The sequence below is a fragment of the Veillonella agrestimuris genome (genome assembly GCF_943193065.1).
In the GTDB taxonomy this organism is placed as follows: Bacteria; Bacillota; Negativicutes; order Veillonellales; family Veillonellaceae; genus Veillonella; species Veillonella agrestimuris.
This window is the reverse complement of record NZ_CALPCS010000008.1, coordinates 53,992-68,051: the sequence shown is the minus strand read 5'-3', so window position 1 is coordinate 68,051 and position 14,060 is coordinate 53,992. Positions and strand designations below refer to the sequence as shown.

At 40.5% G+C, this 14,060-nt stretch carries 13 protein-coding genes; all 13 read left to right on the top strand.

What is annotated here, in order from left to right:
• The first annotated feature begins 3 nt into the window (after window positions 1–3).
• The 13 genes from plsX to NFR29_RS05025 all read left to right on the top strand — a co-directional run bounded on the left by plsX (window position 4) and on the right by NFR29_RS05025 (window position 14,058).
• Window positions 4–1,032 (top strand): phosphate acyltransferase PlsX, encoded by a 1,029-nt coding sequence (gene plsX / locus NFR29_RS05085; RefSeq protein ID WP_251424180.1) that lies wholly within the window; start codon window positions 4–6, stop codon window positions 1,030–1,032.
• Window positions 1,016–2,011: a beta-ketoacyl-ACP synthase III gene (locus NFR29_RS05080; RefSeq protein WP_251424178.1), complete on the top strand. Its 996-nt coding sequence runs from the start codon at window positions 1,016–1,018 to the stop codon at window positions 2,009–2,011. Before plsX ends, NFR29_RS05080 begins: the two co-directional genes overlap by 17 nt.
• Window positions 2,012–2,026: 15 nt before the next feature.
• Window positions 2,027–2,971 carry an enoyl-[acyl-carrier-protein] reductase FabK gene (gene fabK, locus NFR29_RS05075; protein WP_251424176.1) on the top strand — a complete coding sequence of 315 codons (945 nt, stop codon included), beginning with the start codon at window positions 2,027–2,029 and terminating at the stop codon, window positions 2,969–2,971.
• A gap of 12 nt (window positions 2,972–2,983) precedes the next feature.
• Window positions 2,984–3,925: an ACP S-malonyltransferase gene (gene fabD / locus NFR29_RS05070; RefSeq protein WP_251424174.1), complete on the top strand. Its 942-nt coding sequence runs from the start codon at window positions 2,984–2,986 to the stop codon at window positions 3,923–3,925.
• 1 nt (window position 3,926) lies between these two features.
• Complete coding sequence (fabG, locus tag NFR29_RS05065; RefSeq protein WP_251424172.1) at window positions 3,927–4,670, top strand: 3-oxoacyl-[acyl-carrier-protein] reductase; 744 nt, start codon at window positions 3,927–3,929, stop codon at window positions 4,668–4,670.
• A 51-nt stretch (window positions 4,671–4,721) separates the two neighbouring features.
• A complete protein-coding gene (locus NFR29_RS05060; protein ID WP_251424170.1) occupies window positions 4,722–4,952 on the top strand; it encodes an acyl carrier protein in 231 nt (76 codons plus the stop codon).
• Between the two features lie 77 nt (window positions 4,953–5,029).
• The gene (locus NFR29_RS05055; protein ID WP_251424168.1) at window positions 5,030–5,986 is read left to right on the top strand and encodes an NAD(P)H-dependent flavin oxidoreductase; all 957 of its coding nucleotides are present in this window, start codon (window positions 5,030–5,032) and stop codon (window positions 5,984–5,986) included.
• A 35-nt stretch (window positions 5,987–6,021) separates the two neighbouring features.
• On the top strand, window positions 6,022–7,266 hold the full coding sequence (fabF, locus tag NFR29_RS05050) for a beta-ketoacyl-ACP synthase II (RefSeq protein ID WP_251424166.1): 1,245 nt from the start codon (window positions 6,022–6,024) through the stop codon (window positions 7,264–7,266).
• Complete coding sequence (gene rnc, locus NFR29_RS05045; protein ID WP_251424163.1) at window positions 7,266–8,009, top strand: ribonuclease III; 744 nt, start codon at window positions 7,266–7,268, stop codon at window positions 8,007–8,009. The genes fabF and rnc overlap by 1 nt, the downstream gene beginning before the upstream one ends.
• 68 nt (window positions 8,010–8,077) lie before the next feature.
• Window positions 8,078–9,154 carry an elongator complex protein 3 gene (locus NFR29_RS05040; RefSeq protein WP_251424161.1) on the top strand — a complete coding sequence of 359 codons (1,077 nt, stop codon included), beginning with the start codon at window positions 8,078–8,080 and terminating at the stop codon, window positions 9,152–9,154.
• A gap of 44 nt (window positions 9,155–9,198) precedes the next feature.
• Window positions 9,199–12,753, top strand: coding sequence for a chromosome segregation protein SMC (smc, locus tag NFR29_RS05035; RefSeq protein ID WP_251424159.1), 3,555 nt, complete (start codon window positions 9,199–9,201; stop codon window positions 12,751–12,753).
• Entirely contained in the window at window positions 12,753–13,688 is a 936-nt protein-coding gene (gene ftsY / locus NFR29_RS05030) for a signal recognition particle-docking protein FtsY (RefSeq protein WP_251424157.1), read from the top strand. Before smc ends, ftsY begins: the two co-directional genes overlap by 1 nt.
• A gap of 76 nt (window positions 13,689–13,764) precedes the next feature.
• Window positions 13,765–14,058, top strand: coding sequence for a hypothetical protein (locus NFR29_RS05025; protein WP_251424155.1), 294 nt, complete (start codon window positions 13,765–13,767; stop codon window positions 14,056–14,058).
• Window positions 14,059–14,060 lie beyond the last annotated feature (2 nt).

The window sequence follows — 14,060 nt, the reverse complement described above, 5'->3', positions numbered from 1 at the left end:
TAGATGAAAATTGCAGTAGACGCCATGGGTGGCGACTTTGCTCCGTTGGAAACCGTTCTAGGATCCATAGCTGCAGTGCGAGAAAATAAACATATTGAAGTTGTTCTCGTAGGCGATTCAGAGCAAATTTATAATATTTTAAAAGATAACAACGAGGAAAATAATCCACGCCTTACTGTGTATCACGCTAGTGAAGTTATCGGCATGGATGAACATCCAGGACAGGCATTGCGGAAGAAAAAAGACGCTTCCGTTGTAGTTGCTACATCCTTAGTGAGAAATAAAACTTGTGAAGCTGTTATTGCGCCGGGGAGCACTGGTGCGGCTGTAGCATCTGCATTGTTTGGCTTAGGTCGCATTAAAGGTGTTGATCGTCCTGTTATTGCTACACCGATGCCAACTGTTAATGGCATTACTGTTATGCTTGATTCAGGAGCTAATTCAAATAGTAAACCGAAACACCTGGTTCAAGGTGCATTGATGGGTTCCGAATATGCAAAGCTTTTACTAGGAAAAGAAAATCCTACAGTTGGATTGTTAAATATTGGTGAGGAAGCCACAAAAGGGAACGATGTGGTTCTAGCTACGTATCCTATATTAGAAAAAATGAAAACTATTAATTTTAAAGGTAATGTAGAAGGACGAGATATTCCAAAAGGCACGGTAGACGTTGTAGTGTGCGATGGCTTTGTAGGTAATGTAGTGTTGAAATTTGCGGAAGGCTTAGTAACAGGCTTGACGCAGTTGACTAAAAATAGCATTATGAGTGGCGGCTTATTAGCAAAAATCGGGGCTATGCTAGTCAAACCAGCATTAAAGCCGATTGCTAAAAAATTAGATCACACTGAAAATGGTGGGGCTCCACTGTTAGGTGTTAATGGGGTCTTTATGATTTCCCATGGCAGCTCTAAAGCAAAAGAAATTAAAACGGCTATTACTATTGCCGGTGATTTAGTAGAACGCAAAATTATTGAGCATATTCAACAAACAATGGAAATTGAAGGAGCTTTGAAATATGACTATGATGAGTAAGCCTGTCGGTATTATTGGGACAGGCAGCTTCCTTCCTGATAATGTAATTACGAACTTTGATCTTGAAAAAATGGTTGATACTAGTGATGCCTGGATCAGAGAGCGTACAGGAATTGAAGAAAGACGCGTTGCGCCAGAAGGAATGAATACATCCTATATGGCTACAGAAGCGGCGAAGAAAGCGTTGCAAATGGCGAAATTAAAAGCTGAAGATATTGATATGATTATTTTCGCTACATTGACACCAGATATGATTATCCCTTCGGCAGCATGTGTATTGCAAGCTAATCTAGGAGCTACTAATGCGGCGGCTTATGATTTGCAGGCGGCTTGCTCCGGTTTTGTATATGGCTTAATTACGGCTGCTAGTTACATTAGTTCTGGTATTTATAAAAATGTCCTCGTTGTAGGTGCAGAAATTTTATCTCGCCGTGTCAATTGGGAAGACCGTAGTACATGCATTCTTTTCGGTGATGGCGCAGGTGCTGCTGTCGTATCCGAAGTGCCAGAAGGATATGGCATTAAAGGGGTAGACATGGGTGCTGATGGCACTGGGGGGCCTGCTCTATGTATTCCTGCTGGCGGTACTGCAGTGGTAGCTAATGATCAACGTGTTGAAGAAGGTTTGACTTTTATCCATATGGATGGCCCTGAAGTATATAAATTTGCTGTAAAAACGATGGGACGTACTGTGTTGAAATCTCTTGAGCGAGCAAATATGGAGTTAGGTGAACTCGATTTCTTTATCCCTCATCAAGCAAACATTCGAATTATCGATTCTGCAGCGAAACGCTTGCATTTGCCGATGGAAAAAGTATTTGTTAATTTACATAAGTATGGTAATACATCTGCCGCATCCGTAGCGATTGCTTTAGACGAAGCATATCGGGAGGGGCGTTTTAAACGCGGTGATAATATTGCCTTTGCAGGCTTTGGCGCTGGCCTCACGTGGGCAAGCCTCGTCTTAAAGTGGTATTAAGGAGGACACATCAAGATGATTAAGACTGATATTTGTGATTTGTTGCAGATTGAATATCCAATCTTACAAGGTGGTATGGCTTGGTTAGGCACCGCTGAATTAGCAGCAGCTGTTTCTGAAGCTGGCGGCCTTGGCATCATTGGTGCAGGTCATATGCCACCAGATATTTTCCGCAACGAAATTCATAAGTTAAAAGAGCGTACAAGCAAACCATTTGGTTGTAATATTATGCTCATGTCTCCATTTGTGAAAGAAGTTATGGAAGTTGTTGTAGAAGAACGTGTTCCTGTTATTACGACTGGTGCTGGTAACCCAGGGGTATATATTCCAGCACTAAAAGAAATCGGTACAAAAGTTATTCCTGTAGTTGCCTCTGTATTGTTAGCAAAACGTCTGCTTCGAGGTGGTATTGATGCGATCATCGCGGAAGGCACTGAGTCTGGAGGCCACGTTGGGGATATTACGACTATGGCTTTGTTACCACAAGTAGTAGATGCTGTAGATGTACCAGTTATTGCTGCTGGTGGTATTGCTGATGGCCGTGGCGTAGCAGCAGCTTTCGCATTAGGAGCCAAAGCAGTACAAATGGGTACGCGCTTCGTATTATCTGAAGAGTGTATCGCTCACGAAAATTATAAAAATGCTGTATTGAAAGCTAAAGATCGTGCTACTGTAATGACTGGTTTAACTACTGGTCACCCAGTACGTATTATTGATAATCAATTAGCACATAAATATAAAACTCTTGAATTCAATGGCGGTTCTAAAGAAGAGTTAGAAAACCTCGGTGCAGGTACACTTCGCAAAGCTGCTATTGACGGTGATGTGAAAGAGGGCTCTGTTATGATCGGCCAAATTTCTGGTATGTTACATGATATTAAATCTTGCCAAGCGATCATCACTGATATTATGGCTGAAACAGAAACAGTGATTGCAAATTTACAAAACATTGGTAAATAAGGAGGCAACCCCATGAAAACAGCATTTGTATTTCCTGGCCAAGGTTCTCAAAAAGTAGGGATGTTACAAGATTTGTACAATGCATACCCTATCGTTAAACAACGTTTTGAAGAAGCAGATGAAGCATTAGGTTATTCTATTACGAAATTATGTTTTGAAGGTCCTGACACAGAGCTTGTTAAAACTGCTAATACACAACCAGCTATTTTGACAGCTTCTGTAGCATGCTATGAAGTATTAAAAGAACAAGGCTTTACACCTGATATCGTTGGTGGTCATAGCTTAGGTGAATATAGTGCTCTCGTAGCAGCAGGCGTTCTTGAGTTTAAAGATGCTGTATATGTAGTTCATAAACGTGGTCAATATATGCAAGAAGCTGTTCCTTTGGGAAAAGGTGCTATGGCGGCTATTTTGGCTTTACCTAGAGAACAAGTTGTTGAAATTTGCCAAGCTGTGAACGATACTGTAGGATCTGTACAAGCTGTTAACTTTAACTGCCCAGGCCAAATTGTTATTGCTGGTGAAACAGAAGCAGTAGAAGTGGCAGCAGAAAAAATGAAAGAAGCTGGTGCTAAACGTGCTGTTATGTTGCCTGTAAGTGCACCATTCCACAGTCGTTTAATGGAACCGGCAGCAGCTCGTTTGAAAGAAGAATTAGATAAAATCCAAGTAAATGATGCACAAATCCCAGTAGTAGCAAACGTAACTGGTAAGATTATCACAAATGGTAATGATATTAAAGAATCCCTCGTAATTCAAGCAGCTAGCCCAGTGTTATGGGAAGATTGCGTAGCTGAAATGATTGCTTTCGGCGCTACTAACTTTGTAGAAGTAGGGCCTGGTAAAGTATTGACAGGGTTCACAAAGAAAATCAATAAAGATATGGAATTGGCTAATGTGGAGGACATTCCATCATTAGAGAAAACGCTTGAATTTTTAAAGGGGGTTCGATAAAATGCATTTAGGAGATAAAGTTGCCATCGTTACTGGTGCTTCTCGTGGTATTGGTCGAGCTGTAGCGATTTCCTTAGCGAAATCCGGTGCTAATGTTGTTGTCAATTACAGCGGTAGTGAAGCAGCAGCTCAAGAAACGGTAGATGCTATTGAAGCATTAGGTCGCAAAGCTATCAAAGTTAAAGCTAATGTAGCTAATGCTGAAGAAGTAGCAGCTATGGTAGAAGAAGCACATAAAACATTCGGTAAAATCGATATTCTCATTAATAATGCGGGCATTACTCGCGATGGTTTGTTAATGCGTATGAAAGATGAAGACTTTGATGATGTTATCGATATTAACCTTAAAGGGGTGTATTTGGTAACAAAAGCAGTCTCCAAAATTATGATGAAACAGCGTTATGGTCGTATTATTAACATGACATCTGTAGTAGGTGTTATGGGTAATGCAGGCCAAACTAACTACGCTGCTTCTAAAGCTGGTGTGATTGGCTTCACTAAATCTTGTGCAAAAGAATTAGCAAGCCGCGGTATTACTGTTAATGCAATAGCACCAGGTTTCATCAATACAGAAATGACAGATGTATTACCAGAAAAAGTAAAAGAAGAAATGGTTAAACAAATTCCGTTAGGCCGCATGGCTGAAGCAGAAGAAGTAGCATCTGTTACTGCATTCCTTGCTAGTGATTTTGCTAATTACATTACAGGCCAAGTTATCAATGTCGATGGCGGCATGGTAATGTAATTACAAAATTAGACTATATATAAAATCCACTTGAAAGGAGGTGAACCACTAATGAATACTTTCGATAAAGTAAAAGCAATCGTTGTGGAACAATTAGGCGTTGATGAAGCTGAAGTTACCATTGATTCTACATTCATCGACGACTTAGGTGCTGACTCCTTAGATATCGTTGAATTGATCATGGCATTCGAAGAAGAATTCAATGTTGAAATCCCTGACGATGTTGCAGAAAAAATCAAAACCGTTAAGGATACAGTAGAATATATTGATTCTGCTCAATAAGCTGTAAAGCTGACAATTCAGCCGTGAGGGAGACCGAGTGGTCTCCCGACCGGTTTTGTTTACAGGAGGATTTGATAGTGAAGCTCCCTGAACTTCGCATTGGGAATCTAGTGGCCAAAGTACCTATTATCCAAGGTGGTATGGCGATTAGATTGTCGACAGCTCGGTTGGCAGCAGCCGTTGCAAATGAAGGTGGTATCGGCCTTATTGCGGCATCTGGGTTGCCTTTTGATGAATTACGATATGAAATACAATTAGCTAGAAAATTATCACCTACGGGGATTATTGGTATAAATGCGATGGTAGCGGCTACGCAATTTGCAGGTCTCGTTAAAACAGCCATCGAAGAAGGCATTGATCTTGTAGTAGCTGGTGCCGGCTTCTCAAGAGATATGTTTGCTATGGGTAAAGAATCGGGTACACCGATTGTGCCTATTGTATCGTCTGCAAAATTAGCGCGCATTTCTGAAAGTTTAGGTGCCGCTGCGATTATTGTAGAAGGTAGCGAAGCTGGTGGTCACTTGGGAACAAATCGTTCTGCCCGAGAGATTGTACCAGAAGTCGTAGCAGCTGTGAAAAACATTCCAGTTATTGGTGCTGGTGGTGTTCTTGATGGCAAAGATATTGTAGATATGTTAAAACTAGGTGCTAGTGGCGTTCAAATGGGTAGCCGTTTTGCTGCATCCGATGAATGTAATGCATCAGATGAATTGAAAAAGATGTATGTTCGAGCTACAAAGCCAGAAGACATCGTATTGATTCAAAGTCCAGTAGGGCTTCCAGGCCAAGCAATTAAAAATAAATTTGCTGAGTCTGTTCTTGATGGTACTGTGCCACCACCTACAGTGTGTGATAACTGTTTGAAACATTGTTCCCATAAATTCTGTATTATCCGCGCTCTTTCTAGAGCTCAACAAGGGGATGTAGAAACTGGGTTAGTATTCTCTGGCAATAATATGAGAAAAGTCGATAAGATTATGCCAGTCAAAGATATTTTTGCACAACTTAAACAACAAGTAGCAGAGATTGATTAATTTAAGGGGCATTAAGCCTATACGAGGTGGAATAATTGGAAAAACGTGTGGTAATTACTGGTTTAGGAGCTATTACTCCAGTTGGTATCGGTAAAGAAAACTTCTACAATGCGTTATTAGCAGGTCAATCTGGTATTGGTCCTATTACTCGCTTTGATGCATCTGATTATGCAACACGCATTGCAGGGGAAGTAAAAGATTTTGACATTACGTTATACGGTGTAGACAAGAAAGAAGCTCGCCGTATGGACCGTTCCGTAGAATTTGCTATTGGCGCTGCAGTACTTGCTGCAGATGATGCTAAATTAGCACTTGATGAAGAAGACTTAGACCGTTGTGGTACTGTCGTAGGTACTGGTATTGGCGGTATTGATTCTATCCATGAAGTATATGAAACTTTATTTGAAAAAGGTCCTGGCCGTGTAAGTCCATTTGCGGTACCTATGATGATTGCAAATATGACTTCTGCCCGCGTATCAATTCGCCTTGGCTTAAAAGGCCCTGTTATTACAGATGTAACAGCTTGTACTTCTGGTACAAATGCTATTGGGGACGCATTCCGTATCATCCAACGTGGCGATGCAGATATTATGTTTGCTGGTGGTACTGAAGCAGCTGTTTCTCCAGCTGCAGTAGCTGGTTTCGCAGCTATGAAAGCTATGTCTACTCGTAATGATGAGCCAACAAAAGCATCTCGTCCATTCGATAGAGATCGTGATGGCTTCGTTATGGGGGAAGGCGCTGGTATCGTAGTTCTTGAAGAATTAGAACACGCTAAAAAACGTGGTGCTCATATTTACGCTGAAGTCGTAGGTTACGGTACAAACGGGGACGCATACCATATTACAGCTCCAGCACCAGGCGGCGTACAAGCTCGTAAATGTATGGAATTAGCTATTAAAGATGCAGGTATTGATCCTAAGGATGTAAACTATATCAATGCACATGGTACATCTACTGGCTTAAACGATAAAAACGAAACATTGGCTATTAAAGAGTTATTCGGCGACCATGCAAAAAATATCGCTGTAAATTCTACAAAATCTATGACGGGCCATTTATTGGGTGCTGCTGGTGCTATCGAAACAATTGTTATGGCAATGGCTATTGACACTGGTAAAGTCCATCCAACAATTAACTGTGATAATCCTGACGAAGGTTTAGATCTTGATTACGTTCGTGAAGGTGCTCGTGACTTACAAGTTAACTGTGCACTTTCTAACTCCTTCGGTTTTGGTGGTCATAACGGTACACTTTGCGTACGCCGTTATGAAGACTAATGAAGCAGTATACAGCGCATAAGAACCATACAATGACACAAGCTCGTGAAGATTCTCTTCATGAGCTTGTTAGTCGTTTATCTATACCTGCTATAGATATTGCTATATTGGATTGTGCTTTCACCCATACTTCTTATGCGAATGAACATAAATCGCAAGCTATTCATCATAACCAGCGCTTAGAATTTCTCGGCGATGCCGTGTTAGACTTAATCATTGGGGAATATCTATTTATGAAATATCCAGATATGTCCGAAGGCAATTTGACGAAGATTAAGGCCGCTACTGTTTGCGAAGATGCATTAGCTTCGGCTAGTAGAACATTACATTTAGGTGATTACTTGCTATTAGGCCATGGTGAACGGGCTTCTGGTGGTTACGATAGAACTTCGATTCTCGCTGATACTTTTGAATCATTAATTGGTGCGCTTTATATTGCTACTGATTTTGCAACAGTTAAAGACTTTGTATTAACTCACTTGCGTATCTATATCAAACAAGCATTAGAAGGGAAGCGCGGCAAAGATTATAAGACATTATTACAAGAATTTGTACAGCGTGATGGGGATAAACATATCGTATATCAGTTAATCAGCGAGTCTGGCCCAGATCACGCTAAAACATTTCACATGTCTGTTTCTATTGATGGTGTGGAATATGAATCTGGATTTGGTAAAAGTAAAAAAATTGCAGAACAACATGCAGCTCAATTAACATTAGAAACATTGATGGCTGTTCAATAAAAAGCGCCGAAAGGCGCTTTTTATATAGGTATGGCTTTTGAATATAGCAACAAGAAAGGAGTTAAATAATGAAATACGGTATGATTCCCTTTTTTATACCTCATATAGGGTGCCCTCATGTCTGTACATTTTGTAATCAGACCCGTATTACAGAACGAATAAGTATAGATTATTTAACATCAGGCTATATTGCTAAGACTATAGAAGAGTATACTGCACAGAAAGATAAAGAAAAATATTGGGAAGTCTGTTTCTATGGCGGTTCTTTTTCCGCTATTTCTATTCCTTTACAGGAGCAATTATTGCAGCCCGCTTATGAAGCCTTGCAAAGAGGTGTAATCGATGGAATACGTTGTTCTACGAGGCCAGATGCTGTGGGAGATGATGCGTTAGAACGATTGAAAGATTATGGTGTATCTACTGTAGAGCTAGGCGTACAGTCTATGAACGATGTGGTGCTCCACAAGGCTAGGCGAGGTCATACCAGTGATGATGTTCGACGTGCTGTGAAACAGCTTAGAAAACACTCTATGACTGTAGGATTGCAGATTTTACCTGGTTTATTAGGTGACTCTTGGTATACTATATTAGAAACGGCTATAGAAATAGCTAAATTACAACCTGATTTTGTACGAATTTATCCCGTATTAGTGATTGAACATACGGAATTAGCTCAACAATATAGATCAGGTGTATATAAGCCTTTATCTGTACAAGAAAGTATTGCTTACTGTGCATTTTTAAAAACATGGTTTGAAGACCATCATATTAAAGTGATACGTACGGGCTTACAGAGTACAGATGAACTTGATTGTGGTGATAGTTTATTGGCCGGCCCTTATGAACCAGCTATGGGAGAACTTGTCATGAATGAACAATGGAGACAGCGTATTGAATCTTGTTTCCAGAATCATCTAGATAGTTGGTATGACGATAAGAAGATATTGCATAAGTACGGTAATCACTATATTCAACCTATAGTGATTGAATATCCTCGGCATATGACATCGAAGGTGCGAGGCTTGAAAAATTGTAATGTTAAATATTTTGATGATCGTTATAAAGATGTGACTTTTATATGGCGTGAAAACAATGATAATAATTGGCCTATATGCATCATTGATAGCATACAATATATGTTATAATAAGAGATGTGATATTTTCAGGTTTTGCAAGAAAGGAGGCAGTCATGCAATTACTGCGGCTAGAATTAAAAGGATTTAAATCCTTTGCGGATAAGACCATCGTAAAATTCTCCCCAGGGATGACTGCCGTTATTGGACCTAACGGGAGTGGTAAAAGCAATATTACAGATGCGATGAAATGGGTTTTAGGGGAATCCAATGTACGCAATTTAAGGGGCCAACGGGCGGAAGATATTATTTTTTCCGGTACAGAGAAAAGAAAGCCTATGAGCGCTGCGGAAGTAACCCTCGTCTTTGATAATTCGGATAGGCAATTTGATGTTGATATGCAAGAAGTAGCCATTACTCGTCGCATTTACCGGACGGGAGAAAGCGAATTTCTCATCAATAAGCGGTCTTGCCGTTTAAAAGATATCCATTTACTTCTTGCCGATACAGGCTTAGGTCGAGATTCGATGGCTATCATTGGGCAGAATCGTATCGATGCCATTTTGAATAGTAAACCAGAAGAGCGTCGTCTCATTTTTGAGGATGTAGCTGGTATTTCTCGCTTTAAGATTAATAAAGAAGATGCATTGCGCCGTATTGCTAGTACAGATCGCAACATGGAGCGTGTTCGCGATATTATGGCGACTATTGAAGATCAATTGGGGCCTTTGAAAGAAAAAGCTGAAACGACGCAGCAATATATGGAATTGAGCCGTATCAAACGGGAATATGATGGGGCTTTAGGCTTTCACAATTATAAGACTGCTGATCGACTATTGACTCGTGCTGAAAATGATACAATTGCCTTGAGAGACGAAGAAGTTGAATTACAGACTGCATTGTCGACGTTGGATGCCCGTCGCCATACGTTGCAAGGGGCTAACGAAAAAGAACAGGATCAATTGAAATCATGGGAAGCTGAATTTACAGAGAAGCAACGAGAGGAAGAACGAGCTCGTGGACAATTGACATTGTTAGAAGAGCAATTGAAAACGACACAACGTGAAGTGAATGATACAGAGTTGCGTATCAGTGAATTAGAGGCCACTCAAAAAGGGGAAGAACAACAGCTTCAAATTTTGGAACGCCTCATTGGTGATGAACGTCGCCAATTAGAAGAGGAAGAAGAGAAGTTCAAAACCTTAGAAGCTAATTACGAAATGGCGGTGAACGCATTAGCAGAAGAACAAGCTAATTGGGAGTCCTTAGAACATGATCGTCAATCTTTGCAAGCTAAGCAATTAGACTTGATTACATCTATTGAAACGGCAAAATTGAATACTCGCAATTTAGAAAGCCGAAAAGTAGATGTAAATCATAAAATAGCAGAGCTTTTACAAGAAATAAAGGATGTAGAAGCTCAGTTAAGTACAGCTCAACAGGAGCATGAAACGATTGCTAAAGAATTTAATGAATTAGGTACCAAACGGACTCAGTTAGGGGTGGATGAACGAGATGCGATGCAGTCCTTACGAGAGGCTCGTAAAGAATTGCATCGCCTTGCTAGTGATACACAAAAGGCACAAGGCCGTTTAGAGCTCTTATCACAATGGGCGGAACAGCATGAAGGTTATTTAGAAGGCACTAAAAATATACTTAATGGCAAAGGCCCTTGGCGTGATGCCATTAAAGGGGCTGTAGGAGATTTGTTTAGTGTAGACGATCGTTTTACAGTAGCCATTGAAACAGCCCTTGGAGGTAGTGTAAACCATGTTGTAACGACTACGGCAAAAGCTGCTTCTGAAGGGGTTGAATATTTAAAATCGATCCGCGGTGGGCGCGTTACATTTTTACCATTAGAATCGGTAAAAGGGCGACCTTATGACACCCCAGCTATTTCAGAGGCTGGCGTTATAGGGCGCGCTGTGGATTGTATTACTTTTGCTAGTGATTATAACCATATCTTCCAATATTTGTTAGGTCGTACCTTAGTAGTAGAAACTATGGAGCAAGCCATTGGATTACAAAAAAAATATAATCAATCATTGCGCATCGTTACCTTAACGGGGGAACAATTCCAACCGGGTGGTTCTTTAACAGGCGGTACGAGTAAGCGCAAAAGTAGCTCTATTTTAAGTCGTCGAGAAGAATCAAATCGTTTGGAGCAAGAATTAGCCACTGTAGAAGAGCGGACTGCTAAATTAGAGCGGACTATTAAAGATGAAGAATTGCGTTTAGAAGGGATTCAAAAAGAGCGAGTTATTCTCGAGGAAGGGTATCAACATACCAACTTATTATTCCTTGCTAGCGAAACGAAGATTCAAAATATCAATAATGAATTACATCGTAAAATGACTGTTAAAGGGGACAATGAAGAACGACTCGTGACGATTGATGTAGAATTACATCAAGAACAGCAAGCCTTAATGTCTAATGAAGAACAGTTACAAGCTCTGCAGGAGGGTGTTCAATCTTCTGGAGATCAATCGTCTATGATGAGCCGATTGAGTACATTGCAAGCTAAACAACAAGAGGCTTATGAATTATTTACTGCCTCTCGGTTGCTCTGTGAACGTTTACAAGGAACCTTGAAAGAACGACAGACTCAACAAGAACAGCGGGAACAAAATCGCCAGACCTTATTGGAGCGATTAGAACCGTTGCAAGCATTGTTAGTAGCGAGTCGAGAGCGATTGGAAACTACATTGCCAGAGGTTATAGAAGTGGGTCAAAAGGGATTGGCTGCCATTCAAGAAGAGGCGGAGAAAATTCGTGCCCTCCGAGATGAAGCCTATCAATCAACAGCTGGTGCTCGTCAAGAAATTGAGTCCATTTTAGAAGAACAAGGACGGTTGAATCAGCGTTATAAATTAGTGCAAACCCGCTTAGTTGAAGGGGAAGGGAAGCTAACGAAATATCGCATGGATTGTGAACGAGCTGTGGAGGACTTGCATACTATTGGTTATTCCTTAGAAGATGCGCAACAAATTGATTTGACTGGTTCTGTGAACGATTGGAAAATGGAGCAAGCTCGTTTAATGGCTGAAATTGCTGAGTTGGGACCAATCAATCCAAATGCAGTGGAAGAATATGAGGAAACAAAAGGTCGTTATGACTTTATGGGGTCTCAATTAGAAGATTTAGAAAAGGCGAAGGAACAATTACAGGCCGTTATCGTAGAAATGGATAAGGCTATGAGTACCCAGTTATATGATGTCCTAGAAGTGGTGGGTAATCGATTCCAAGAAGTCTTTAGTCAATTGTTTGGCGGTGGTACAGCTCAAATTGTTCTCACCGATCCGGATAATATTTTAACAGGTGGTATCGACTTCTATATTCAACCGCCAGGGAAAAAACGTCAACAATTGACACTCTTATCCGGTGGTGAACGAGCCTTAACAGTTATTGCCTTATTGTTCTCATTCTTGGATTATCGTCCGGCTCCATTCTGCGTACTTGACGAAGTAGATGCAGCCTTAGATGAAGCTAATGTAGAACGATTTAGTTCCTATTTAAATCGTGTCAATAAAGAAACGCAATTTATCGTCGTATCTCATCGTAAAAAAACGATGGAAGCGGCTGAAGTATTACAAGGCGTGACGATGGTAGAACGAGGCGTATCTCGATTATTGACAGTATCTTTTGAAGATGTGAAGGAGGATCTAGCATAATGGCTTTTGGATTCTTTGATAGAATAAAAGATGGTTTAGAAAAAACGAGAAAGTCTTTTGTAAAAAATATTGAACACATCGTTATTGGTTATGCTGAAATTGACGATGAATTTTTAGATGATTTGGAAGCAGTCATGTTGACGAGTGATTTGGGACCTAAAACGACGGAATATTTGATGAAAGAAATTCGTCGTGGCGTTACGGAAGGCATTATCAACAATACTGGAGATGTTATGCCTTTTATGGAGTCTCGTATTACTGAAATTTTAGAAGACCAAGAAGAAGAACTTACATTGCATCACCCAGAAGTGGTTCTCGTAGTAGGTGTTAATGGGGTTGGTAAAACGACGACTATCGCCAAATTAGCTAACTACTATACAAAAGAAGGTAAAAAAGTAATTATTGCTGCTGGTGATACGTTCCGTGCTGCTGCTGCCGATCAATTGACGATTTGGGCAGAACGGGTAGGTGTACCGATTGTAAAACACCAAGAAGGTGCCGACCCAGCAGCTGTCGTATATGATGCTATGGAAGCGGCGAAAGCTCGCAATGCAGACATTGTCATTGTAGATACGGCAGGTCGTTTGCATACAAAAGTCAACCTTATGGAAGAGCTTAAAAAAATGGGCCGTGTAGCCAATAATCACGTAGAAGGAGCGCCGCATCAAACGTTGCTTGTTCTCGATGGCACTACAGGTCAAAATGCAGTGAGCCAAGCTAAATTATTTGGTCAAGCCGTTCCTGTAAATGGAATTGTAGTGACAAAATTAGATGGCACTGCTAAAGGTGGCGTCGTTATTTCTATTAAAGAAGAACTAGGTGTACCTGTTCGTTGGATTGGCGTTGGTGAAGGCATGGATGACTTACGCCCATTTAATGCAAAAGATTTTGCCAATGCATTATTTGATAAAGGATTGATTCAAGGTGAGCAATAAATACAACCGTGAATTCTTACTTCAATATGTAGAATCAGAAAATAAAGTAAATGAATATCATGTTAGTTTGGAGAATATGAACAAAGTAGTAGATTTGATTGAATACTTTGGTATTGAATTATATCGTCCTATTACTCGCTTATTGTTGTCTAACTGGGAAGAAATTTCAGCGCGTATAAATGGTTATACAGAAGCTGAATGGTCTGTGGCCGATGAAATTCAAAAAACGACACCTACTTTAGATCGCTTTTCTATAGCGATGTTAATCGAAGTGTTGGAAGGGGAAGATACTTTTAATCAAGGTGAAAATGTAGGACGTCGCTTGAGTGAAGAAGAATTGCGCTCCATACGTAAAGAGCAGGATGATTAATT